Annotated in this window: 25 protein-coding genes; 9 read left to right on the forward strand and 16 right to left on the reverse strand. The window is 68.1% G+C overall.

What is annotated here, in order from left to right:
• Positions 1 to 6 precede the first annotated feature (6 nt).
• The 6 genes from HNP44_RS16285 to HNP44_RS16310 form a co-directional block, all read right to left on the reverse strand.
• Positions 7 to 765, reverse strand: a complete 759-nt coding sequence (locus tag HNP44_RS16285) for a glycerophosphodiester phosphodiesterase (RefSeq protein WP_259142085.1) — start codon at positions 763 to 765, stop codon at positions 7 to 9.
• On the reverse strand, positions 750 to 1,583 hold the full coding sequence (locus HNP44_RS16290) for a DUF4328 domain-containing protein (RefSeq protein WP_259142086.1): 834 nt from the start codon (positions 1,581 to 1,583) through the stop codon (positions 750 to 752). Before HNP44_RS16290 ends, HNP44_RS16285 begins: the two co-directional genes overlap by 16 nt.
• Positions 1,583 to 1,933: a rhodanese-like domain-containing protein gene (locus HNP44_RS16295; protein ID WP_259142087.1), complete on the reverse strand. Its 351-nt coding sequence runs from the start codon at positions 1,931 to 1,933 to the stop codon at positions 1,583 to 1,585. Before HNP44_RS16295 ends, HNP44_RS16290 begins: the two co-directional genes overlap by 1 nt.
• Positions 1,934 to 2,065: 132 nt before the next feature.
• Positions 2,066 to 2,971: a S49 family peptidase gene (locus tag HNP44_RS16300; RefSeq protein ID WP_259142088.1), complete on the reverse strand. Its 906-nt coding sequence runs from the start codon at positions 2,969 to 2,971 to the stop codon at positions 2,066 to 2,068.
• Positions 2,972 to 3,018: 47 nt separating this feature from the next.
• Positions 3,019 to 3,438: a DUF2752 domain-containing protein gene (locus HNP44_RS16305; RefSeq protein WP_259142089.1), complete on the reverse strand. Its 420-nt coding sequence runs from the start codon at positions 3,436 to 3,438 to the stop codon at positions 3,019 to 3,021.
• A 77-nt stretch (positions 3,439 to 3,515) separates the two neighbouring features.
• A complete protein-coding gene (locus tag HNP44_RS16310) occupies positions 3,516 to 3,914 on the reverse strand; it encodes a hypothetical protein (RefSeq protein WP_259142090.1) in 399 nt (132 codons plus the stop codon).
• A 298-nt stretch (positions 3,915 to 4,212) separates the two neighbouring features.
• Here HNP44_RS16310 and HNP44_RS16315 point away from each other — a divergent pair, with 298 nt between their 5' ends.
• The 6 genes from HNP44_RS16315 (at position 4,213) to HNP44_RS16340 (ending at position 8,235) form a co-directional block, all read left to right on the forward strand.
• Positions 4,213 to 4,365 (forward strand): hypothetical protein, encoded by a 153-nt coding sequence (locus tag HNP44_RS16315; protein ID WP_259142091.1) that lies wholly within the window; start codon positions 4,213 to 4,215, stop codon positions 4,363 to 4,365.
• Positions 4,366 to 4,534: 169 nt separating this feature from the next.
• Positions 4,535 to 5,137, forward strand: coding sequence for a superoxide dismutase (locus tag HNP44_RS16320; protein ID WP_259142092.1), 603 nt, complete (start codon positions 4,535 to 4,537; stop codon positions 5,135 to 5,137).
• A gap of 129 nt (positions 5,138 to 5,266) precedes the next feature.
• Positions 5,267 to 5,737, forward strand: a complete 471-nt coding sequence (locus tag HNP44_RS16325; protein WP_259142093.1) for a hypothetical protein — start codon at positions 5,267 to 5,269, stop codon at positions 5,735 to 5,737.
• Positions 5,738 to 5,774: 37 nt separating this feature from the next.
• Positions 5,775 to 6,380, forward strand: a complete 606-nt coding sequence (locus tag HNP44_RS16330; protein ID WP_259142094.1) for a class I SAM-dependent methyltransferase — start codon at positions 5,775 to 5,777, stop codon at positions 6,378 to 6,380.
• Positions 6,381 to 6,679: 299 nt separating this feature from the next.
• The gene (locus tag HNP44_RS16335; protein ID WP_259142095.1) at positions 6,680 to 7,417 is read left to right on the forward strand and encodes a TMEM165/GDT1 family protein; all 738 of its coding nucleotides are present in this window, start codon (positions 6,680 to 6,682) and stop codon (positions 7,415 to 7,417) included.
• Between the two features lie 59 nt (positions 7,418 to 7,476).
• Positions 7,477 to 8,235, forward strand: a complete 759-nt coding sequence (locus HNP44_RS16340; protein ID WP_259142097.1) for an SDR family NAD(P)-dependent oxidoreductase — start codon at positions 7,477 to 7,479, stop codon at positions 8,233 to 8,235.
• A 55-nt stretch (positions 8,236 to 8,290) separates the two neighbouring features.
• On the opposite strand, the gene HNP44_RS16345 is transcribed toward HNP44_RS16340, so the two are convergent.
• The 3 genes from HNP44_RS16345 to HNP44_RS16355 all read right to left on the reverse strand — a co-directional run bounded on the left by HNP44_RS16345 (position 8,291) and on the right by HNP44_RS16355 (position 10,488).
• Entirely contained in the window at positions 8,291 to 9,403 is a 1,113-nt protein-coding gene (locus tag HNP44_RS16345) for an MAB_1171c family putative transporter (RefSeq protein ID WP_259142099.1), read from the reverse strand.
• Positions 9,394 to 9,906 (reverse strand): hypothetical protein, encoded by a 513-nt coding sequence (locus HNP44_RS16350; protein ID WP_259142100.1) that lies wholly within the window; start codon positions 9,904 to 9,906, stop codon positions 9,394 to 9,396. Before HNP44_RS16350 ends, HNP44_RS16345 begins: the two co-directional genes overlap by 10 nt.
• A gap of 90 nt (positions 9,907 to 9,996) precedes the next feature.
• On the reverse strand, positions 9,997 to 10,488 hold the full coding sequence (locus HNP44_RS16355; RefSeq protein ID WP_068523327.1) for a helix-turn-helix transcriptional regulator: 492 nt from the start codon (positions 10,486 to 10,488) through the stop codon (positions 9,997 to 9,999).
• Positions 10,489 to 10,672: 184 nt separating this feature from the next.
• On the opposite strand from HNP44_RS16355, the gene HNP44_RS16360 reads away from it, so the two are divergent.
• Both HNP44_RS16360 and HNP44_RS16365 read left to right on the forward strand, forming a co-directional pair.
• Complete coding sequence (locus HNP44_RS16360; RefSeq protein WP_259142101.1) at positions 10,673 to 11,716, forward strand: hypothetical protein; 1,044 nt, start codon at positions 10,673 to 10,675, stop codon at positions 11,714 to 11,716.
• An 87-nt stretch (positions 11,717 to 11,803) separates the two neighbouring features.
• Complete coding sequence (locus HNP44_RS16365) at positions 11,804 to 12,745, forward strand: ABC transporter substrate-binding protein (RefSeq protein WP_259142102.1); 942 nt, start codon at positions 11,804 to 11,806, stop codon at positions 12,743 to 12,745.
• Here the strand turns inward: HNP44_RS16365 and HNP44_RS16370 are convergent.
• Positions 12,742 to 14,289: a TM0106 family RecB-like putative nuclease gene (locus HNP44_RS16370; RefSeq protein WP_259142103.1), complete on the reverse strand. Its 1,548-nt coding sequence runs from the start codon at positions 14,287 to 14,289 to the stop codon at positions 12,742 to 12,744. The two genes, HNP44_RS16365 and HNP44_RS16370, sit on opposite strands and share 4 nt — an antisense overlap.
• 96 nt (positions 14,290 to 14,385) lie before the next feature.
• Between HNP44_RS16370 and HNP44_RS16375 the strand changes: the two genes are divergently transcribed.
• Positions 14,386 to 15,081 (forward strand): DUF6474 family protein, encoded by a 696-nt coding sequence (locus HNP44_RS16375; RefSeq protein ID WP_259142104.1) that lies wholly within the window; start codon positions 14,386 to 14,388, stop codon positions 15,079 to 15,081.
• A 182-nt stretch (positions 15,082 to 15,263) separates the two neighbouring features.
• Here the strand turns inward: HNP44_RS16375 and HNP44_RS16380 are convergent, their stop codons facing one another.
• From HNP44_RS16380 to HNP44_RS16405, 6 genes are all read right to left on the reverse strand, one after another.
• Entirely contained in the window at positions 15,264 to 15,893 is a 630-nt protein-coding gene (locus HNP44_RS16380) for a hypothetical protein (RefSeq protein ID WP_259142105.1), read from the reverse strand.
• A 174-nt stretch (positions 15,894 to 16,067) separates the two neighbouring features.
• Complete coding sequence (locus tag HNP44_RS16385; protein ID WP_259142106.1) at positions 16,068 to 16,535, reverse strand: hypothetical protein; 468 nt, start codon at positions 16,533 to 16,535, stop codon at positions 16,068 to 16,070.
• 296 nt (positions 16,536 to 16,831) lie between these two features.
• Positions 16,832 to 17,254 carry a hypothetical protein gene (locus HNP44_RS16390; RefSeq protein WP_259142107.1) on the reverse strand — a complete coding sequence of 141 codons (423 nt, stop codon included), beginning with the start codon at positions 17,252 to 17,254 and terminating at the stop codon, positions 16,832 to 16,834.
• Positions 17,251 to 21,768 (reverse strand): DNA/RNA non-specific endonuclease, encoded by a 4,518-nt coding sequence (locus tag HNP44_RS16395; protein ID WP_259142108.1) that lies wholly within the window; start codon positions 21,766 to 21,768, stop codon positions 17,251 to 17,253. The genes HNP44_RS16390 and HNP44_RS16395 overlap by 4 nt, the downstream gene beginning before the upstream one ends.
• Before the next feature lie 52 nt (positions 21,769 to 21,820).
• Positions 21,821 to 22,420: a hypothetical protein gene (locus tag HNP44_RS16400; protein ID WP_259142109.1), complete on the reverse strand. Its 600-nt coding sequence runs from the start codon at positions 22,418 to 22,420 to the stop codon at positions 21,821 to 21,823.
• 93 nt (positions 22,421 to 22,513) lie between these two features.
• On the reverse strand, positions 22,514 to 22,810 hold the full coding sequence (locus tag HNP44_RS16405) for a WXG100 family type VII secretion target (protein ID WP_107504231.1): 297 nt from the start codon (positions 22,808 to 22,810) through the stop codon (positions 22,514 to 22,516).
• Positions 22,811 to 22,975 lie beyond the last annotated feature (165 nt).

Consider the following 22,975-nt stretch of genomic DNA (forward strand, 5'->3'; position numbering starts at 1 on the left):
GGCAGCCTATCCCCGCAGCCAGGAGCGCGTGCGGGCCGGGTGGTTGGTGGCGACCCACTCCACGCCGAGGCCGTTGCACAGCGCCACGTCGGCCTCGGAGTCGACCGTCCAGCAGTAGGTGAACCGTCCCGCGGCGCGGGCCTTGGCGACGGTGTCGGGCCGCTCGCGCAGTGAGTCCACCGACGGCCCGATGCCCTGGGCACGGACCGCAGTAGCCGCACCACCGCCGAGGAGCCGCGAGGCCTCGCCGAGGAGCACCGCGGGCACGCCGGGGGCGTTGCGGCGCACGCGCCAGATCGCGGAACCGGAGAAGGAGATGACGATGACAGGCGCGTCGGCCAGGTCCGCGGACTTGGCGAGACCGTGGCGCTGCAGAGCCGCGAGCAGCTTCTGCTCGACCATGCCGCCGAACCGCACGGGGTGCTTGGTCTCGACGAAGAGCTTGCGGCCGGACGTGCGGGCGAGCTCGATCAGCTCGTCGAGGGTGACCACGGACTCCGGGTGCCCGGGCCGCTTCCACGAGCCGAAGTCCATCGTCCGCAGGTCGGCGAGGTCGAGCTCGGAGACGGCGCCGGTCCCGTCGGACGTGCGCTCGACGGTGCGATCGTGCAGGCAGACGAGGTGATGGTCCTTGGTGAGCCGGACGTCGCACTCGATGGCGTCGGCGCCCTCGGCGACCGCGGCCTCGAAGGCGCTCATGGTGTGCTCGGGGTACTCGCCGCTGGCGCCCCGATGGGCAACGATCCCCGCTACGCCGCCAACCATCGCGTCCCGTCCTCCTGCTCCCGGGCCATGGGCCCCCCGTCGATCATCCGGACCAACCGTGCCGTGATCAGCAGAAACGCCCCGCTCAGCAGGTAGGTCAGCGCGGTGTAGACCATCGCGTCGGCTCCGTGCTGCAGGCCGCCGTCCGCACGCGCGTACGCCACGCACCCCAGCGTGACGATAGTCAGCGCGACCCACCCGGCCCACCATCGCCGGATGAACATCGCACGACGATTCGTCGGCTCGCCTGCCGCGCGCCGCTGCGCGTCTGCCAGCTCCAACACCAGCACGGGGGCGGCGACGAGGTTGACGACCGGGACCAGGCAGTACACCCACAGCTGCCAGGCCGGGCGCGGCTCCCGGGTGCCGAGGGCCGCGTACGCGCGCTCGCGCGCGACCCGCAGCCACAGCGTGAGCACCACGAAGAGCGCGATCACCGCGAACACGGAGAGCCAGCCCACTGCGAAGACGGCGACGGTGGCGATCCCGGCGAGCCAGCTCGACACGGGGCCGGACCGGTTGATCACGAGCAGGAGGTACGCCAGGCCCTCCACGATCGCCGCCGCGAACACGATGCCGGTGGTCAGCCGCACGACGAAGGGGGTGGCCTCCGCCGCGGCTTCCGCGGTGGTCGGCGCGGCAGGCGCAGCCGGGGTGAAGTCCTGGCGCAGGCCCCAGCGCGGGGTCGCCGGGTAGCGCGGCGTCGGCTTCGGGGCCGACGGTGCGCGGCGTGGCACCGGCAGCGTCTCCGGCGGGCGCCGGGCGAGCCAGCGCAAGCGGCCGCGGGGTTGCGCAGTGCGCGCGGGACTCGGGTGCATCAGACGATCCCCTCGCTGCCGTCCGGCCGCACGACGGGCCGCCCCACGGACGCCCAGGCGATCATCCCGCCGTCCACGACGACGGCCTCTATCCCCACGGTTTCGAGATAGCGCACGGCCTGTTCGGAGCGGCCACCGCCGCGGCAGATCACGTACACCTGGTCGTCGAGGTCGATCTCCTCGAACCGGACGGGCAGGTCGGGCAGCGGCAGGTGCACGGCCCCGGGCGCGTGACCGAGGTCCCATTCGCCCTGGTCGCGAACGTCGAGCACGGTGAGACCCCGCGCCGCGGCGAGGTCGGCGGGCAACGCGTCGACGGGGATCGGACCGTCTGCGGGGTAGTCCGTCATGGCTCCAGTCTTCCACGCGCGCCGGGGACCGCCGACGATTCATCCACAGTTTCCACAGGCTCATCCACAACTTGAGGGTTGTGCGGCGAGCCCTTCACCAGCGCGGATCCCTCGTCCTGTGGATCGAGCATGTCAAGCCCCGAAATTCGCCCACAGGCCACGGCGCTGCAGGCCGGCGATCGCACCGTCGAGCACGCCGGCCGTGACGGAGGAGGCGAGACCGGCACCGTCGATCGCGGTGCCGCCGAGCAGGCGGGCGAACAGCGGCTTCGGGGTGTGCATGGCCTCGATCTCGGCGTCGGGGAAGCGCTCCTCCAGGACGCCGCGCAGGGTACCGACGCCGTCGGCGAGGCCCAGGTCGACGGCCTTGCGGCCGATCCACACCTCGCCGGTGAACAGGGCGGGGTCGTCGCCGAGGCGCTCGCCGCGGCGGCTGGTGACCCACTCGCGGAAGGCGCCGTGGATGTCGCCCTGGAGGCCGTGCAGCCACTCGACGTCGCCCTCGCGCACGTCCTCGAACATGTCGAGCCGGTGCTTGGCGTCGCCCTCGGTGAAGACACGGCGCTCGAGGCCGATCTTCCCGATCAGCTCCTTCGCGCCGAAGCTCGCGGAGATCACGCCGATGGACCCGACGATGGAGGTGGTGGTCACGAAGATCTCGTCGGCGGCGCAGGCCAGCCAGTACCCACCCGACGCGGCGACGTCCTCGCAGAAGGCGAGCACGGGCAGCTCGTGCTTCGCGGCGAGCTGCCGGATCCGGGCGGCGATGAGCTCGGACTGCGCCGGGGAACCGCCGGGGCTGTTGAGGACGAGCGCGACGGCGACGGCGTCATCGGTCTCGAAGGCGCGACGCAGCACCGACTCGGCGCCCGCCAGGTTGAGGGTTCCGCGGCCGAGCCCACCCGACATGGCGGGCGCCGCGATGGGGCCTTCGAGGCGCACGACGGGGACGACCCCGCCGGCTTGCCCGAGCGCGGCGCGCACGCGGTGACTGGCAGCCTTGGCCGCGTCCTGCAGATCGGTCACGAGTGGACTCATGGACCCGACGGTAGCGGGCGAATCCGACACTCCGCCGTCGCCGCAGGTCAGGGCGCCAGTGGAGATCCAGGGAAGTTCCGCACGACGGTCCACACCACGACCAGCAGACCGACGGTGATCCACAGGTACTTGTTCTGTGGCACCGCCGGCACGGAGAAGCCGAGCCGCCGCCCGAGCCAGGCGAGCCACAGCCACGCCAACACCGCACCCGCCGGATAGATCAGGGCGTTCGAGCCGAGGGCGCCGAGGAAGTCGCCGTTGGTGACGTCGTTGACCGCGCGCAGCCCTCCACAGCCGGGGCAGTACACGCCGGTCACCGCATAGAGGGGGCACACGCCCCAGCTGTTCTGGACGTGCGGATCGCGCAGGTGCAGCGCCAGGACGACGGCGCCGGTGCCGGCCGCCGCGGCGATCGGCCATGCGGCCGCCCGCAGGCGCGCTGCCGGCGACGGCGCGGTCGTGGTCATGGCTCCCAGGTTAGCGCCGGGCGCGAACGTCGCGCCCGGCCGCGTCGGGCCGGCCCGGACGCGCGAGGTCTCGCGGGTCAGAAGGTGGAGGCGAAGGCGAGGCCGCCGAACAGGCAGCCGAAGGAGACGAGAGCGTCGAGCAGGGCGTATCCCCAGGCGATCCGCCGGTTGAGCAGGTTGAGCACCGCGTGGGCGCCGAAGGTGGTGCCGAGTAGCAGCGAGGTGAGGAAAGCGATGGCGAGCACGTCGAAGGTGCCCGTGTAGGTGCAGGCCATGGCCGCACACTCGCGGATCGAGGGCATGGCGCGCACAGCGAGCGCCAGGTTGAGGATCGTCGCCGTGAAGGAGGCGACGAGCAGTGCCATCGACACGACGATGTCGGCGCGGGTCTGGCGGCCGCTGACGAGGGTGCGCATGCGGCCGACCCGAGCACCGCCGAGGCGCTGGGTGCGCGCCCCGAAGCTGGTTCCGGTCATGTCCTCCATGTTCTCGCGTCGGACCCGGGATTCCAAGCGTTTGCGATAGAAACCGGCCGAGTTTCTATCGGATGCCGTCGCGCCGTCCCAGGTGGACGCCGTAAATCAATCCATCGGTCTAGTAGGTCACATTTGCTCGAATGAACAACAAACATCGGACATTGTCGGCCCGGTCGTCCACAGGAAACGAATCCCCGCGCCCTCCGGTCTCGATTTCCTACAGCCCTGAAGGTCCGCTACAGTGTTCCGGACCACATCTGTGACGAGCTTCACAGATGCAACACCGGAAGGCGGCGCGATGACGGTCAAGCACTCCCACTCCCTCTCCGCCGGTCCCGATGCCGCATCGCGCAGCTCCTGCACCGTGTACTTCTCGCGCTCGCTGACCCGAACACTGCTGACAGTGGCCGTGCTCGCGCTCGCGCTGGTGCTCATCGTCGCTCTGGGTTGATACCCGACGCGAACGCCCCGTTCGCCCCCGCCGAGCCGCCGCTCGAACCTCAACTGCACTTCATGCGCTTTCGGCCGTCCTTATTGCGGAACCATTCCAGATAAGAAAGGCTGGAAGAGTACGCAGGACGAAACAGGAAGCGATCGCTTCCGCAATCGAAGGGAAAGACGTGGCCGTCTACACTCTGCCGGAACTCGACTACGACTACAGCGCTCTCGAGCCCTACATCTCGGCCGAGATCATGGAGCTGCACCACAGCAAGCACCACGCCGCTTACGTCGCGGGCGCCAACCAGGCCCTCGAGCAGCTCGCGGAGGCCCGCGAGGACGGCTCGATCGCGACCAAGGCGCCGCTGCTGAGCAAGAACCTCGCCTTCCACCTGGGTGGCCACACCAACCACTCGATCTTCTGGAAGAACATGTCACCCAACGGTGGCGATAAGCCGGTCGGCGACCTCGCGGCCGCGATCGACGAGCAGTTCGGGAGCTTCGACAAGTTCCAGGCCCACTTCAACGCCGTCGCGATGACGCTGCAGGGCTCCGGCTGGTCGATCCTGGCCTTCGACCACGTCGGCCAGCGCCTCGTGATCCAGCAGCTCACGGACCAGCAGGGCAACATCTCCATCGGCCTCACGCCCCTGCTGCAGCTCGACATGTGGGAGCACGCCTTCTACCTCCAGTACAAGAACGTCAAGGCCGACTACGTCAAGGCCTGGTGGAACGTCGTGAACTGGGACGACGTCGCCGCGCGCTACGCCGCCGCCACCGCCTGAGTCCTTCTTCCTCAGCCTCGAGACCCCGTCCAGCGCATCGCGCAGGCGGGGTTTCGTCGTTGCGGGTGCTGCGCAGTGCGAACCATTCGTTAGCGTGAGTCCGCAACCCACGTACCCGAAAGGTATCTCATGCTCTCGCGTGTCACCGCTGCCCTCACCTCCGCGGCCGCCGTCGCCGTCCTCGCGCCGGCCGTCGTCCACGCCGCGCCCGTCCCCGGCGACGAGGCGACCGCCCGCCGCATCGCGTGCGAGCAGTACGCCGTCGGCACAGCGACCTTCGACTACCGCGATCTCGGGCCGTGGCGCGCGCGTCTCGTCCGGGGCACGACCCCCGAGCTGGCGGCGAAGCTCGCGGGCACGTACGACGCCATGCGCGAACTGCTGCAACCGCTCGAGTGGGTGTCCACCGCGAGCCTGAGCGGCGCCGAGATCCGGCACGTCGGTGACGACGTATGGAAGGCCAAGTGCTTCGTCGCCGTGCACGCCACCAACGTGCAGGCACCGCAGGGCCGGGACGTGGTGACCGTCTACAACGTCACGCTCGACAAGAAGCGGAACTGGCAGATCACCGACGTCGGCGGCACCCCCACCGGGCCCTGATCCCCGTAGTGTCGGTGCCTCCTGACACTGTGGGCGCATGACACAGCCGGGATACGACGCCCTCGCCGACACGTACGCCGAGATGTTCCCGGACCCGTATCAATACCCGATCGAGCGGCACGCCGCGGCGGCGTTCGCGGAGGCCGCCGCGGGTCGCCCGGGCCGGACGGTGGACGTCGGCTGCGGACTGGGCCACGTCGCCGCCGATCTGGCCGGACGCGGCCTCGACGTGATCGGCCTCGACCCCAGCCCCAGCATGCTCGCGCACGCGCGCCGCTTGCACCCGGAGCTGCCGCTCGTCGACGGTGACGCCTCCCTCGCCGCCCTGCCCGACGGCCCGATCGCCGCGATCCTCGCCCGATTCAGCCTGATCCACGTGGAACCGGCCGCGGTCCGCGGGGCGGTGTGCGCCTGGTCGCGACGCGTCCCCGCGGGCACTCCCGTCCTCGTCGCCTTCCAGGCTGCCGACGAGCCGGGCCCACCGCTGGCCTTCGACCACGCCGTCGCGCCCGCCTGGCGCTGGCACCCGGATGAGTTCGCCCGCGTTCTCGCAGACGCGAGCTTCTCGGAGAAATGGCGGATCATCTACCGCGACAAGGACTACCGCTTTCCCATGGCGCAGCTCCTCGCCGTCCGCGACTGACCACGCCGCGCTGCGCCGGGTACCCAGCACCGTGGGATCCGGGTAGCCGAATCCCTCCCGACGGGCTCGTGAAATATCGCTTCAGGTCTCTAAAACTCCTGCGCTACTTGCCATTTCGATCCACCGCGACTAATCTGGGATCCGCACGAAGGGGAGTAGCCCCCAATCGCGCGGTCGACACACTGGCGAGAGCCCGGCCGCGCGAACCGGAAAGCCTCCGGTGGGCGAGACCTTTGTGCCACTTGCGCGGTCCGACGGTCGGATCCGTGTGGCACAGGTCTTCGCAGGAGGTATGCACCGTGCTCAACGCGTTGCTCATCAGTTTCGCCGTGGTCTTCGTGGCCGAGCTCGGCGACAAGTCCCAGCTCATGGCGATGACCTTCGCCGCCCGCTTCAAGTGGTGGGTCGTGTTGCTGGGCATCACCGCCGCTACGGCGCTGACACACATCGCCTCGGTCGGCATCGGCTTCGCGCTCGGCTCCGCGATCCCCACCCAGCTCATCACCGCCGTCGCAGGCATCTCGATGCTGGTCTTCGCGTTCTGGACCTGGCGGGGAGACACCCTCTCCGACGACGAGAGCGGCACCGCGGACCGGGTCACTCGCTCCGTCTTCCTCGCTGTGGCGTCCGCGTTCTTCCTCGCCGAGCTCGGCGACAAGACGATGCTCGCCACCATCACCCTGACGACGCAGCACAACTGGTTCGGCGTGTGGGTCGGCTCGACGCTCGGCATGGTCGCGGCCGACGCCCTCGCCATCGCGGTCGGCGCCCTGCTCGGCTCGAGGCTGCCGGAACGGGCCATCGCGATCGGCGCGACGATCCTGTTCTTCGGCTTCGGCGCCTGGCTCCTGGCCGACGCCTGGCCGGAGCTCGACGGAACCAGCCGGATCGTGACCGGGCTGATCGTCGCCGTCACGATGATCGGCGGCGGGCTCGTCGTACGGCGGGCGCACCGCGCCGCCACGGCCGCACCGTCGAACCCGGAGGTCACGGCGGAGGCGAGCACCCCCGGCCCCGGATCAACCGCCCTTCACTAATGTGAGGTGGGTCGCGCCGCCCACCGGCGAGTGCGCTCCACTACAGAAGGGAACCAGCCATGGATGTCTCCGGCTCCTCCGTCATCGTCACCGGTGGCGCATCCGGCCTCGGCGCCGCCACCGCGAAGCGCTTCGCCGATGCCGGCGCCACCGTCTTCGGCCTCGACCTGCAGCCGTCGATCGACAAGGCGGCCCCGGTCGAGAACGTGCACCTCGTCGCGACCGACGTGACCAAGGAGGACGAGGTCCTCGCCGCGATCGCCGAGGCCGTCAAGGCGGGCCCGCTGCGCGTGGCCGTCAACTGCGCGGGCGTCGGCTGGGCGGGCCGCATCCTGTCGAAGAACGGCCCGCACGCGCTGGAGCTGTTCCAGACGGTCATCAACATCAACCTGGTCGGCACGTTCAACGTGATGCGCCTGGCCGCCGACCAGATGAGCAAGCAGGAGGCAGTCGACGAGCAGGGCTCCCGCGGCCTCATCGTCAACACCGCCTCCGTCGCGGCCTTCGAGGGCCAGATCGGCCAGATCGCCTACACCGCGTCCAAGGGCGGCGTGCACGCCATGACTATCACGGCCGCGCGCGACCTGGCGCAGTTCGGCATCCGTGTGAACACCATTGCGCCGGGCATCATCAACACCCCGATGCTCGCGGGCGTGACCCCGGAGTTCAAGCAGACCCTCGAGGCGGGCGTCCCGTTCCCGCAGCGTCTGGGCGAGCCGTCCGAGTACGCCGATCTCGCGTACTTCCTCTCGCAGCACGACTACCTGAACGGCGAGACAGTGCGCATGGATGGGGCCATTCGGATGGCCCCGCGCTAGACCTGCTCGGCCACCCGCATGGCCGCGGGATCGCAGCCATCCGGATGGCCCCGCGCTAGATCTGCAGTTCCTCCGCCGGCGTCGCCCCGACCGCGTCCGACAGGACGAGGAGCGGGGCGGCGTCGTCGTCGATGGAGGGACCGTCGGGCGGCAGCACCATCGACGACGGTGCCGGGGCGGCCCCGGCTTCGTTGCGCAGGTCGATCGCCACGAGCAGGTTGTGCACGTTCTCCTCGGGCACCCCGTCGCCGAAGTCGTCCGGTAAGTAGGGGCTGAGCTGCACCAGCACGTCACGGATCTCGACGACGCGGCGCTGGAACCGCAGATGCGGTTCGCGATGGGCCTTGCCTGCATCGAGCACGACCTCGGGGACGGCGGTGGTGAGCAGGGTCCATAGCGGCTCGAGCCGCTTGTGGTCGCGCCGGTGTTTCCTGCGGTACTGCATCTGCACGACGAAACCGCGCACGCCCGGATAGCTCAGGCCCACGACGAACAGCAGGATGCCGCCCGCGGTACAGGCCTGCGACAGGCTCAGCAGCGCCGGCCAGGAGGCCACGTGACCCGCGCTGGTCAGCACGAACGCGACCTGCGCGAGCGAGCCCACCGCGGTGATCGCGAGGCCCGCGGACATGAGCCGCAGCGACGTCGTGAGGTAGCCGTCGGCGAAGGGCATCAGCCGGGTCAGCGAGAGCACGCAGTCCGCGAGCCCGTACATCAAATAGCCGCCGGCGATGACGAAGAAGACGGCGAAGCCCAGTTCCTGGACGGTGAGCGTGTCGAGGCTGGCGTCGCGCAACGAGGGCGGCATCACGTTCATGGCGACGGACAGGCCTACGACTGCGGCGATGAGCGGGACGGCCTCCATCCCCGCACGACGTTGCCGTGCGGATTCGGTAGGTCCGTAGAAGAAGGCGACGGCGAGCGCCGCGACGCCCAGTGCCAGCGACGCGTAGCCGCCGAGACGTGAGGCACCCCGCCAGAGCGCACCGTCGATGGCCGGCGCGAGCGGCGATCCGAGGAGGAGAACGGCCAGCGTGAGCGCGGCGATGGCGACAGTCACCGCGACAGCCTGGATCCCAGCCTTCGCGCGGTAGAGCCGGTCGATGCGCCAGCACAACACCAGGGTGAAGAACGCGACGCCGAGTACGTTCACGAGCTTCACAACCACCGGGAATGACCTCCCAGGGCGCGCTGGATCCCGCGCAGGCTGTCGTGTTTGGCGGTACGGCCCGCGAGCGCGCCGGCCTCGGATGCCCAGCCGAGGATGATGGAGGCGATCATCTCGGCCTCCCACTCGTGCTCGTCGTCGTAACAGGTGCGGTGCAGGGCGGCGTCGGCCTCCGGGGAGGACATCGCCGCGGTCTGCGGTGCGGCCGCTGTTGGACCGGCGTTCTGGTGGCCTGCGATGAGGTGGCCGAACTCGTGGATGATGATTTGGTCGCGGTGCGTACGCGAGGTGTTCGCCTGATAGAAGAAGTAGTCGGCGTCATCGCCCACGAGCCACAGCCCGTTCGGCATGCCGACCGGCAGCGGCTGCGAGATCACGAGGATGTCGCGGCCGCGCCGCTTGCCGTACTTCTCGCACAGCTGGACCGCGTCGAAGGGCAGATCCAGGTCGAGGCTGCGCACCTCGTTCTCACACAGGCGGCGCAGCGCTTTGACGGAACGCACAGCCCACCTCCACACGGTCGTAGAGGGACGTCGCACGCCGGAGGCACACTCACGGCGCCCGGACGGGCTGCGGCGTGTCAGCCGGTGAGGCTAGAGCCCCTCATTTTCGCGCGAGTCTACGGGAAGCTCGGGCGGGTCGGCGGGCAAGCCCTGCTGCACTCGCAACACCTTGATGAGCTCGTTGACCATGTTCACCGAGTCGGGCGAGAGCCCTGCCAGGCGGAACGCGGCCATCTGCACCTTGGTGTCGGCCTGCAGGCGCATGAGGTGGATCTGGTCACGCGTGCGCTGGGCGGCCTCGTCCTCGAGGAAGTAATGCACATCCACGCCGAACGCGGCCGAAATGCCCTCGACGGTGCGGAAGGACGGCGACTTCGCCTTACCGGAACGCAGCTGGCTCAGGTACGACTCGCCCAGGCGGAAGCCCAGGGCGGTCGAGCGCTGGGCGATCGCCTTCGCGGTGAATGCGCGGCCGTTCGGGCCGGGCACCGTGCGGAACAGCTCCTCGAGCCGACTCGCGAACAGGCCCTGGCCCACCAGAGCATCGCTGTCGTACTTATTACCTGTATCCACTTGTGCCATCCCTCTCTATCACCGGCACGACCTGTGACCCACGGAACACATTATGTTGCGAGTCCACAAGCCTCGATCACACTATAGCGCACTTCATCATAAGACACGACCGCTTCGTGATCGACTATCGTCCGCATGGGCGGATACTGTATTCTTACCTACGCCTGTACACGAAGAGCGGAAGGGGTGTGTTGTGTCGCGTCCGACTCATCTCCCGCGTCGACTTCGCGCCATCGGCATCACCGCTTTGGCCATCGGAGCCATCGCCTCCGCGCCCGCCTGGGCGGACCCCGACACGTCCGATTCCAGCGCCGGTTCGGACACGTCCACGTCGCAGAGCACCGACTCCGATTCGTCGAGCAGCAGCAGTTCGGGCAGCTCCGATGACGACAAGGGCAGTGAGAGCAACAAGCCTGGCGCGGGCATCAGCAGCGGTTCCAGCACCGGCGGGACAAGCACCGGATCCGGCACCGGCACCGGCGGGACGAGCACCGGATCCGGCAACGAGTCCGGGACGACCACCGGGACCGGCACAACGAACGGCAGTGGCAACGGTCATGGCCATGGCCATGGCGGCGGGCTGATCGGCATCATCGGCGGGATCTTCGGCGGTGGCGGTTCGGGCAACGGCTCGACGGGCACCGCGACGCCGCCGGCCATCTCCAGCTCGGGCGGCTCCGATACCGCATCGTCATCGAGTTCGACGACCGGCTCCACCAATTCGACGGGCTCGGGCGGCGCCCCGATCTCCAGCGGCAGCGGCGTCCGCACCGGCAATCCGCTCCCCGAATCGACGTCGTCGGTCAACGATGGCAGCGATGGCGGCGCCGTGTCGTCGAACCCCAGCGTTCCGGCGGCACGTCCCGCGGCGGTAGCACCCGTCGCCCCCGCAGTCCCCGTCGTCGTGGCGCCCGTGATCGTCCCGCCGGTCGCCGCGGCCGGCCCTGCGCTCCCGGCCCCCGCGCCCGCTCCGAAGCCCGCCGCCTCGAAGCCCGCGGCCACGGCACCGTCGAACTCCGACCGCACGCCGGCGGAGCAGAGCTCCGGCAGCAGCGGCAACAGCACCGTGTTCGCGGCGGCGTACACGTCGGCGCAACGCGTGGCGCCGGTCGCGGCAGAAACGGCGCGGCAGCTCTCCCCCGCGATGATCGCCATCCTCGGCGGCATCGCGCTTCTGGGCAGCGGCAGCTTCGCCGACGCCCTGCGCCGCGCGCACCTGCGCCAGGCCCAGGCGTAACCGCCCGCGCCGAGCGGAACCCGAAGATCCCTCGCTGCTCCGAGGGCGCCCGCAGCGCGCCAACTATCCTTAGCCTAACCTAAAGCAATGACCTCCTCGAGTCCTCGCTCCCCGATGTGCCGACCCCTCAGCCGACGATCGCTGCTCCTCGGCGCCGGCGGCTTGGGCGCCGCGGCCGCGCTGTCCGCGTGCGGCACCGACAGCGCGTCCGCGAACAAGAGCGACGACGGCCCGAAGCGCGTCGTGGCGCTCTCCACCGGGCACCTGGATCACTGCCTCGCGCTGGGGACGGTGCCGGTCGGCCTCGCGGTGGTCGCCCCGGAGGCGAGCAACAGCAGCGGGATCCCCCAGTTCATCCGCGACGCCTTCGGCGACAAGTACGACCTCGACGCGATCCGGATCGTCGGCGAGCGGATGACCCCGGACCCGGAGAAGATCGCCGCACTCAAGCCCGACCTGATCCTGTCGAACAAGCGGGCCGACAAGTCCCTCAACGAGCAGCTGGCGAAGATGGCCCCCACCGTGCTCACCGCCGGCGGCTCGGAGGCGTTCAAGACCGATCTGACGACCGTCGCCGAGGCGCTGAAGCGACAGCAAGCCGGCGAGAAGCTGCTCGCCGACTACGAGGGCCGCGCCCGCGCGTGGGCGCAGTCGCGCGGCGACGCCGCGACCGTCTCGCTGGTCCGGGCGCGGGGCGATCAGTACCTCTACTTCGGGACACTAGCCCTGGCGAGCATCGTCGGCACGGACGCCGGCCTGACCCGCCCTGCAGCCCAACGCTTCTCCGACGTCGCGAGCCGCGCGCTGTCGCCGGAGGAGGTGGGGATGCTCGACGCCGACTGGCTGTTCTACTCGTTCCCGAAGGCCTCGCGCGACATGACGGAGGCGGCGCTGTGGAAGAAGCTGCCGGTCGTCGAGCGCGGGCGCGCCTTCGAGGTCGATGTCGACCCCTGGTTCCTCAACGCCTCCACCGTCGCCGCGGAGCGCGTCCTCGCCGACATGCAGAAGTTCATGGCCGGCAGGCCCTAGCCGCCCACCACCGGCAGCGCGAGCACCTTCTCGCTCGACATGAACGCGCGCAGCGCCGCGGTGGCCTTCACGTCGTCCTCGTTGTAGTCGAGGATCCGCTGCCGCTGGACGGCCCGGGCCTCGTCGGCGAAACCGGCGTCGATCCCGACGCCCACGCGGTACCAGAGCATCGACGCCTCGCCGCCGGCCTCCGCGTCGCGCCAGTGGAATCCGGCGACGGGCGCCACCTTCTTCAGGCCGCGACCCTCGAGGGAGAGGAAGGCGTCGCCGACGACGTCGAACATGTCGACCCACTCGGGCGAGGCGATGAACTCCTCGACGGCCCGCCGCACGGGCACGCCCGGCTCGCCCGCGAACCGGTCCGCGGAGGCCAGCAGCCACTTGTTCTCGGCGTTCTGCGAGTAGCAGTACGCGGCGAAGGTCTTGCCCGCGGCGTGCGCCTCCGCGCGACGGTCCATGAGGAAGGCCCAGAACTCGGCGAACGAGCGGGCCTCGTCGCGCGTGGGCACGGGGTCCCAGGTGACGAACGGCCGGTAGCCGAGGTCGACGCCGTCGCGCCGCAGCCACGTGCCCCACAGGTAGGCGCCGTACTCCTGGTAGCTCTCCATATCGACGTCGACCTCGACGTCGGCCCGGCGCACCTTCACCTCGGGCTGCCGCCGCACGAGCACCTGCCCGTCCCGCCACGCGCGGGCCATGGCCCGCAGGTCGGCGATGGGCACGGGCACGTCCTCGGGCTGGGGCCCCGCGTACTCGGCCAGCTGGTCGACGGTGCCGATGCCCGCCTCGCGCAGCCCGGGCGCCGACCGCCCGTCGGCCACCAGGCTCACGTCCCGCGCGAGCGTCAGGGTCTGCGCGCACTGCGGCCACCAGGGGCACCGTCGGCACTCGGCCACCCGCACGGGCTCGGTCTCCACGGTGCCGGCCAGCACGGCCCGACGGTCCGCGAACCGCTCGTCGTAGGCGGAGAGGAGCGGCCCGACCTCCTGGACGACGATGCGCGCACCGTCGACCCCGATGCTCCCGCCGAGCAGCGTCCCGGACGCGAAGCCCGCGTCCTGCAGCATCCGGGTGAGGTGCGCGAGGCGCATCTGATCGCCGCGGTGCTGGCGGGAGCGGACCGTCCCGTCCTCGCGGGGCTCCCAGCGGTCCAGCGGCGACGTCACCGCGCCGGCACCGGGGTCGCAGGTCTTGTGGTTGACGACGATGACGGGGATGTAGCCGTCGGCGAGGCGGACGAGGAGCTCGCTGTGGCCGCGGCGGTCGTGCGCGGTGGGCAGCACGGCGTTCCAGATCCGATCGGCGCCGGCCTCCATCGCGGCGAGGGTGCGGCGCACCGCCCCCTCCCCCGGCTCGATGACGGTGAGCCCGGGCAGCCGGTCGCGGACGGACGCGCGGAAGACAGCGGCCGCCTCGACTCGCAACGCCATGCCCGGGTCGGGCTCGCCCTGCGGGGCGCGGGCCTCGAGCGCCAGACGGTGCCGACAACCGGTGAGCGAGCGCGCGCTCACCGGAGTCGTCTTGGTGCCCTGGTCGATGTCCACTGCTTAGCAGTATGGCGGGCGGCACCGACAACCCGCGGAGCCGCGCTGTGCAATGCTGTACCGGACGGCAGTACTGACCTACAAGGACGTGCACTGATGGGTTTGTTCGGCAAGAAGACGAAGTCCTCCCGCGCGGAGCGCCGCGCGCAGGCCAAGGCGCTCAAGTCCAAGGCGCGCCTCGAGGCGAAGCTCGCCGCCAAGAACGCGGACCGCGACGCCAAGCGCGTCGTGAAGAACGCGTCGAAGAGCGAGCGCAAGGCGCTGAAGGCCGACCTGCAGCGCTCGAAGATCGTGGCGAAGGCGCAGGGCAAGGCCGATACGGCCAACCTGAAGATCGCCGAGACCCAGGCCCGCGCGGCCGTCGACGGCAAGCTCCTCTCGGAGGCGCGGCTCAAGCGCTACGTCTCGACCGCGCGCCTGCTCGCGCCCGTCGTGGTGCCGATCGCCTACCGCGCGGCGCAGGTCGGCCGGAACCAGCTCGATGCGGCCAAGGCCTCGCGCCTCGGCGTGCCCGTCGACGAGGTCGCGGCGTTCGCCGGCTACGGCGGCGGCCTCTCGGCCCGCGTCGCCGCGGCCCGTCGCTCGCTGGATCAGCTGGCGGCCACGCACCCCGATGCGGAGACCAAGTCCTTCACCGCCGCCGTGGCGCAGCGCCTCGACGACCTGGGCACCGCCATCACCGCGTCCGAGTCGATGCCGCCCGCGCGCCGCCGCCCGGCACACCAGGCCATCGCCCGCGAGCTGGACGGCATCGACGCCGACCTCCTCAACCGCCTCGGCGTCAGCTCCTGAGTCCGTCCCCGCGCGGCGGATCAACGCTGCCGCGCGGAGACGTGTACGAGCCATACCACCGGTCGGCGATGCCCGGTGCCAGAGACGACCGATAGGGCTCAGCGGGCAGGCCGGCGATGATCCAAGAGACCGCCTCAACGATCCGGAACCGGTGCCCCGCAGTCAGATCTGACCTATCGGTTTCAGTGCGGCACCTCGTCGAGCTCGTTCGAATTCAGCGTCTCCATCATCGCCGCGACCACATCCTCCGCTGGCCATTCGTCCGGCGCCGAGATCATTGTGCCGCCCGCCACATCCGAAGTGGTGAGCCCAGCCGAGATCGTGCTGACCGCACCAACTTCTGAGCTGATCCACGTGCGGTATCCGACTCCGATTCTCCAGTTGCCGCGGTGCGCGAGGCTGCGAACGGCGCTATCCGTCAGAGCGAGCGTCGCCGGAGCCCACGCTCGGGCAACGGCACTACACATGGCGTCACCATCCGCTGCGCTGACCGCACCGATCTGTGCTTCCCGGAGCTCGATGTTGAGACGCCGCCTCGGCAGTCGGCTACCGACAGCAGGGTGACCGGCAGCTATCCACAACCTCAGGGCTACACGCGAGCCTGCGCCGGACACCACGAACGAGTAACCTTCGCCCGGCACGACATCACCAGCCTCCTCAGACCCACCGACGAGCTCACGAACTGGATGCTTGCGCACAATGTTCGCGAGGGCACTGGGCGATCCCGCCCACCGCTGACCGCCCGTCAGCTCCCACTCGGAAACACCGAACGAAGACTTCAACTGACGCAACAGACCGTCGGTATGGTCCACAATCCATTCCGGGTACTCGCCGGCCCCCACCCATACAGCGCTGCGTCATTCGCCAGACCCTCGTCACACGTCGCTCGGTTCGGCGAACGAATTCAGGCGACCCATTAATCGTAGATTCGGAGAGCCAGCCCTCCGGCAGTGCTACGGATCGAACCGGCCGCCTCGTTGTCGGCGCTACTGGACCCCGAGCTCGCGCCGCCGCTTCATGCCCTCCGCAATCTTCTCCTGAAGCCACGGTGGCTGATTCTCGACACTACGCGGGAACACCTCTTGGTCCGTTAGGTACGCGATCGGATCAATCGGGGCGTCCCACTCGGGTTCGTCGTCGTAGTTGAACGTCGCATCGACCTGGCCGTCGCGATCCACACGAAACACCGCTGAGAACCAGGTCCCAAGCCCCTCCTGATACATCGCGGTGCGCAGGTTGCTCAAGAGCCGCACGTCGAACTCACGGGGTCGCCGGACCGAATCCAGTTCGCCGCCATCCTTTTCAAGGTAGTACTCATTCATCGACGTCGGCGCGGTTCGAGAGGTTCTGATGACTACCGCAACCGCATCAGCAGTAATCGTGCCGACCGCTGCAGCTGCTAGCGCGCCCTGCGCCTCCTGCTGCGCGACAAGACGGCGTCCTTTGCCACCCAATTGCCGAATTCCTTGTCAAACCACTCGTCGTAGTCTATTTGGCAAATTCACGACGAAAATTGTCATTAATACGACAGAACCTTCGAAGATCCGCAGAAGTTGTCGAGCCGAAATCGAGCAACTATTGCAGGGACCCGTCGCAGTCACCTATGATTCGCGTCGCCGATCTCGATGTCGCGCGGACACTCGCTCCGTGAGCCGCCATTAAGATGTCGTCATCTGATCAGCGGAGCGTACGAGTCAGCCTTCTGACGGATCACTATCTCCTGAAACCCAACCCCGGATCGGTATAGCAGCTATTTGTCCCGCTCCGAGGACTTCCAAAGGTCGACCAAGTCGTGCTCCGATTCGTCGTCAGACAATTCGCGGGGAGTGTAACTGAAAGCAGATTCCAGCCTCTTGTTCGGCACGATAAAGTGGAGGCGCACTTCCGTTGGTGCGGGTTGCCCAAATTCAGTAGCGGCGGCAACCAAGCGTTCGAGTTGTGATCGGACATACTTCATCAGTGGGCGCTGGCGATCAACGGATGTATCGGCACCACGCAGCTCTGCGCGCGACACGATCTTTCCATCTTGTCGATAAAATATATCTGTATGCCAGAGCCGTTCGGTCGAGAGGTATACATAGACGTCATCGACGTCAAATCCGGAGTATTCCAGCGCGACGGAGATAATCTCTGACTGCACATCCGCAAGAACTTCGTCGTATGTTTCGGTCATTGCGTTAGTGGCCTCGGGGTAAACAGCTCGCCGTCAATTGTGTACTCGATTTCGAATCGCGTCGGCCGTCCGGTTGCGTCATTAGTAATATCGACCTTCACGGACACATCCTTCCCTGCTTGAATCGCCCTGGACCACTCATTTTCAAGAATCTTATAAGACGATAGGTTGATCTTTGAAAATTGCGAGACTATGTTGTCGAGTTTCTCTGATCCGCCGAACCTGTCTGCGCCGAGGTGTCCTGCGTGGTCTCCGGGGAGTTTACCAGGTGTGTTCGGGTCGTGATTGAGTCTCCCTGTGTGGGTCTTGAGTTGTAGGTTCTCGGCGTCGAACTGGACAATATGACCGTTTTCGTCGGTGCGGTACCTGTAGCCGTGTTCACCAGCTTGGTAGACGGTGTTTGGTTTCAACGATCCGTCTGGATTGATGTGGCTGCCGTCGCTCACTACTTCGCTTGCGGGGACGGCCCGAAGGTCGATGTTCCCGCTCGGGCTGTCGGCGCTGGTCGGTGGGTCAAGACGAGATGTGCCTGGCGCGGTGTCGCCGTGTCGTAGCGGTGACCCATCGCCGACGGAGATTGGCGTATCAACGTTCGGTGTCGGATCGGCATCGGGTGCCGCCGGTGTGCCGCGGGGGGCTTGTTTGTCTGGTCCTGGGGTGGGGGTGTCAGCTCGTTCGGCAGCGCCGGCGGCGTGCTCTGCGGCTGCGGTGGCTTTGTCGATGGCTGGGGTTGTGCTGAAGGGTTTGTAGTTCGATCCGACTGCGGGGGTGTCGGGCTTCGGGGTGGTGGGTGCGTCGGGGGTGTCGATGCGGGGTGTGTCGACGGACGGGTTCTGTGTGTCCGCAATGCGGGGCGGTGTTCCTGGGGTGTTGTTGGGTGTCTCGGCTCGTGGGGCGGTTGTTGCGGGTGCCTCGACGCGAGGTGCGGGCGTTGGACTGGCGGGGGCTTCCGCTCGTGGGACGGCCGCGGAGGGTGCGGGAGCTTCGGCGCGTTGCGTGGGTTTTCCTGCGGCGGGTGCCGCCTCGGGGGCGTCGACGCCGATGTCGGCGGCGCGGGCGGCGTTGAATCCTTGGAAGCGTTCTGTGAGGTTTGGTAGGGCGCGGCTGACCGCTCCCATGGCGGCGGCGCGGGTTGCGGTGCTCGCGGTGGAGCGGGCGTTGTCGACGTGCTCGAGGGCGTGCGCTGCTGTGGAGCCGAGGTGCCCTGCGCGGGTGACCTTGGCGACCCAGCCGGGGCCCGGGATGAACCATGAGCCGACACCGACAACCGCGTGTCCGAGGGAGGTGGCAACCCCGTCCTCGGTCCACTCGTTGGCGTTGGTCCCCGTCAGGAAGGTGGTCCAGTTGTGGATGACGGTGCGGTCAGCCTTTTCCTGTCCGACCAGTCCCTTCGCTGTCTCCCAGAGCCCGGAAGCTGCCTCGCCCGGGTGGGCAACGGTCTGCGGGACGCTCTTGAGGGAATCCCACACGCTTCCCCCGACGGCGGACCCGAACTTTCCTGCCTGGTCGTTCGCTTTCTGCCCGAAGGAGCGGGTATCGGGCAGTTCCCCGTCTTCACGGAACTTGACGAACTCCCCGTTCGCGCTCCGACCGTACACCCCGTCGGGGCGGACCTGAATCTCCACCTGCCCGTCGGGGGTGTTCATCACGCCTTCAAGCTGACCACCAACGCCTTGGACTCGGGAGATGAGGTTGTTATCGCGATCTAGAACGGCGATAACCTTCACGCCCGTGTCGAGCACGGTGGTGGTCTCGGTCCGCTCACCTGTGAACGGGTTTACCTCGTGACTGGTCTCAGTCTTACCGTCGTTAAACGCGGTGATGTCATCGTGGGGACGGCCATCGGGACCTGTTCCAGTGACGATGGACGAGACTGTGTTGTCGGGGTTTCGCACCGACAGCCCGACGCGTCCGTCGTCGCGGACCCCGAAGTTGCCCACCGACGTGGTCCCGTTCGGATTTTGCCCGACGATCTGCCCTTTGGAGTTGTCGGGAGCCGCGTTGGACGTGACGATAGGTGCGCTGCCGTACACCGGGGACTCGCCGTACCGGGCGGTGTAAACGTCGCCGAGGACGCCCTGGCGTTCTGCATACGATGCGGTGCCGTCACTGTTGTCGGACCAGATCTTCCATCCGCCTTGCCCATCTTTGACCGAACGGACCTTCGTCGACGAACCATCAGGGCGGGTGACCACAGAGTCAACAGTCTGACCGCCCGTGCCGGGGACGATGGTGTGCTGCGCGGACTCGCCACCCGGCAAGCCTTGGGTCCATGAATCACCGTCGTCGCGGCCCGCCGTGTCTACCGCACCGACCGACGACTCGGCAGGAGCAACGGCAGGTGCGGAAGGAGCCGCAGGCTGCTGCACTGGGGCTTGCTGAGCAGGAGCCTGCTGCGCGGGCTCCTGACGATACTGCGGATTCGAATACGTCGGATCAGGAGCATAACTCTGAGCGGGTGTACTCGCCCCCGCCGCAGGCTCCTCCACCCGCGACCCGTCAGGGTAATGCACCGAATGACTACCGTCAGGATTCGCCGTGAATGTAGTCACCCCACCGTTGCCGTCGGGCACGCTCCGCATCGACGAGGTAGTCCCGTCAGCGTTCTTCACCGTCGTATCGACAGAGCCACCCTCAATCTCAGTTGACGTTGCGACCGAGCCGTCAGGATTCGTCGTCGTCTTCTGATCACCGGGAGCATCCGCCACCAACGGATACAGCGCCCCCTTGTTGGGGGCGATGTGCTGGGTGATCGTCGACGCGGAGTCATCGAGACGCTCAACGCTGTACCAGGTCGGCTGGTCCCGTCCCAACGCGTCCTTCGCCCAAGGCGTTTTGATAGTCCGGACGATCTGTCCGGTGCCGCTGTTGACCAACACGACGGAGCCGTCGGCACGTTCGATGAGTTCTTCGCCGGGGGCGGTGGGGACATCTGTGGTGAAGTTTCCGGGGCTGTCGGGGGTGGCGAGGATGTACCAGGCTTTGGGTTCTCCGCCTTCGAGGTCGGGGAGGGTGAAGGTGACGTATCCGCCGTTGTCGGCGTGCACATCCACATCGGAGGTGGTGACGTGCACTTCGCCGGTGTTGGCAACCTGCTGGCCTGCTTCGAGGTTCTTCAAGGTCAGCGTGTCGAGGGCGGAAGTGAGGGTTTCCTTCGCGCCTTCGCGGGCGAGTTCGCCAGGTTTGGAGAGGGCTTCGACGATTCCGTAGGCCCAGCCGACGAAGGGCACCGCTGCGGGCGCGTGGGTCGCTGCTGAGCCGGCTGCGGCGATGGGGTCGGCCAGGATCTGTTCGGGTGTCGCCGACGCTACGGCGCGCCCGGCGCCTGCGACGGGACTGGTGACGTTCGAGAGCAGCCCCGACCACGCACGCACCGGGTCGCCACCGACACCGATGAGTGCGGCGTTGCCGGCGATGGTGTTGCCGAAGCGGTCGACGGCGCCGCCGACGAACCTGCCCGGCACCGAGACCACCTGACCGACAGCGCTCTGCGCGATCGACTGCGCCTTCGAATCCTCGCTCGACCATCTGCGCCCGGCGGCCTTCTTGCGCGGCTGCTCGCGGATCAGTGTGTTCGGTGAGGCGAGCATCATCATCGCCGTCGGGATACCGGTGGGGTCGAGTCCGAGGATGTTCGTCGCCTGACCGTCCCGCACCAGTTTCTGTGCCTGCTCGCTCGTTGGATCGGTGAGGAGCTGGTCGCCGACTTTGATTCCGTCCGGGGTCACCTGTGGCGCGAGTTGCTGGCCGCGGGTGGTGATTTGCTGCGGAACCGAGACGGCCGCGCCGGCTACAGCGCCCAGCCCGTCAGCGGTCGCCTTCGCGGCGCGCCCCGGAGCACCGGTCACGCCACCGGCAGCGGAGGCCGCACGCGTCGCGGTCGACCGCACACCCTGCGCCAGGGCGCCGCCCGCCACCGCACCACCAGGCAGCGTGGAGAAGTAGTCGTTGACGGGGACCATCGCCTCGGTGCCCGCGTTGATCTGCGCGGCCGCCTGCTGCCCGGCCGCCGCCACTCGCTCGTGCACCACACCGGCGGCGCGGACGAGCTCATCCCACTCCGAGCGGAGCCCCGAGTATTCGGTGAAGGGGACGTTGACCTTGATCCACACCTTCTGCATGTGCTCGAACACCGCCCGCGCCCGCGCTTCAAGGGGTTTCAACGCTGTTTGGGAGGCGTCGAGTTCGCGGGCGAGTTCCTTGATTCCCGAACCGACCCGGGAGTACGACTCCACCGCCGCGCCGAGTTGCATCGCCAGCTCGCCGGGGACTCTGCCGCGGAAGAACTCGCCCTCCACACCCACAAACTCGGGCAGCTCCAACGCCCGCACCTTCGCCTGCGCAGTCTGCGCAGCTTCCGCGAACCCCAGATACAGCCGGGCGTGATCGAGCACCTCATCAACACTGACCCCCGGCAACGTGAACACCGCCTCCGGGAACCCGCCAACGATCAGATCACCAAGCAGCTCCAACTCCCCAACGATGCCGTCACCAGGAGTGATGTCAAGACTCATCGCAAAGAGGCCTCTCTAGGCAGTGAACGCGTGGTGTGGAAGGCGAGAGGGATTAGGCGGGGAGGCGGATGCCGTAGCCGTCGAGCAAAGTGCGTTCGACATCGGCGAGGCGCTGCTGGTCGTAGGAGGCACCTTGCACGATCACCCCGACGGTGGTGCTCCCGTGCTGGAGGAGGGTGTAGCGGGTCACAGCGTAGGCGACGCGCTTACTGGTTGAGTCAACGAACGTGTGCCTCACCGACACGGTCGGCAGACCGCAAGGGCCAGCAATGGTCCTGCGCCCCAGGGCCTTCGAAGCGCCTTCGTCGGGCGATGCGAAAGTGTTGGCCAAGTCCGCCGAGGTTCGAATTTTGTCGGGGTCCTTGGGGTAGCCGATCCGGACGTTGAATCCGTCCTGGTTGTCAGCGCTTGCGATCTGGCCGACGGCGAAAGGGGTCTTGTTTGGGGTGGGGTCGTTGCGCCAGCCGGCCGCGGCGGGTACTTCGACGCGAACACCATTGGCTTTGCCGAGAGTGATGGTCGGTTGGGACTTCGCGGCGCACCCAGCGGTGGTCGGTGCGGCATTTGCGGGCGCGACGACAGCACCAGCGATCGCGATACTGCTCAGCGCCGCTACCGACAGCCGCTTGGTGAGGGTGAGAACGGAGGACATCAGCTACGTGATCCTTCGATAGACAACAACAGGGACGCGCCCGCGCACACACACGGCGCGACCTTCAGGACTATGCCGAGCTCGTGAGGACAGTCAGTTGCGCGACAGCGCGGAGCGCACCTGCGACCGCATGTCACGAACCTGCTCAGTGTTCGTGCCGAGCGCGGTCTTCATCTGCCCCAAGATCTCGCTCACCGACGCCGCCGCGTTGTTCCACTTCGTCTGCACACCGCGGTAGAGCACCTGCTCATCGGCGTTCCACTGCGACTCCACCGACGCCACATACCCCTGCAACTGCTCCAGGTTCGCCTCCAACGCCGCCACGATCGACGCCAGATCATCACCAGCCGTCTCAGCGCCACCCTCGTCGTACGCATACATCTCAGACATCGAACAATCCCCTCATGGCGAATAATGCTGGGCTGCAATCATGTTTGCGCCCAGTCGGAAGATGTGAAAGGTAGACCTTCAACCTCGGGCGATCAGCGGAACTTCGCTGAATCCCAGGACATCGCGCGAGCCGCCTGCTCAAGGTTCGCCGCCTGCTGCTGCTCA

Origin of the sequence: Tsukamurella ocularis (genome assembly GCF_024807615.1) — a bacterium.
Lineage (GTDB): Bacteria > Actinomycetota > Actinomycetes > Mycobacteriales > Mycobacteriaceae > Tsukamurella > Tsukamurella ocularis.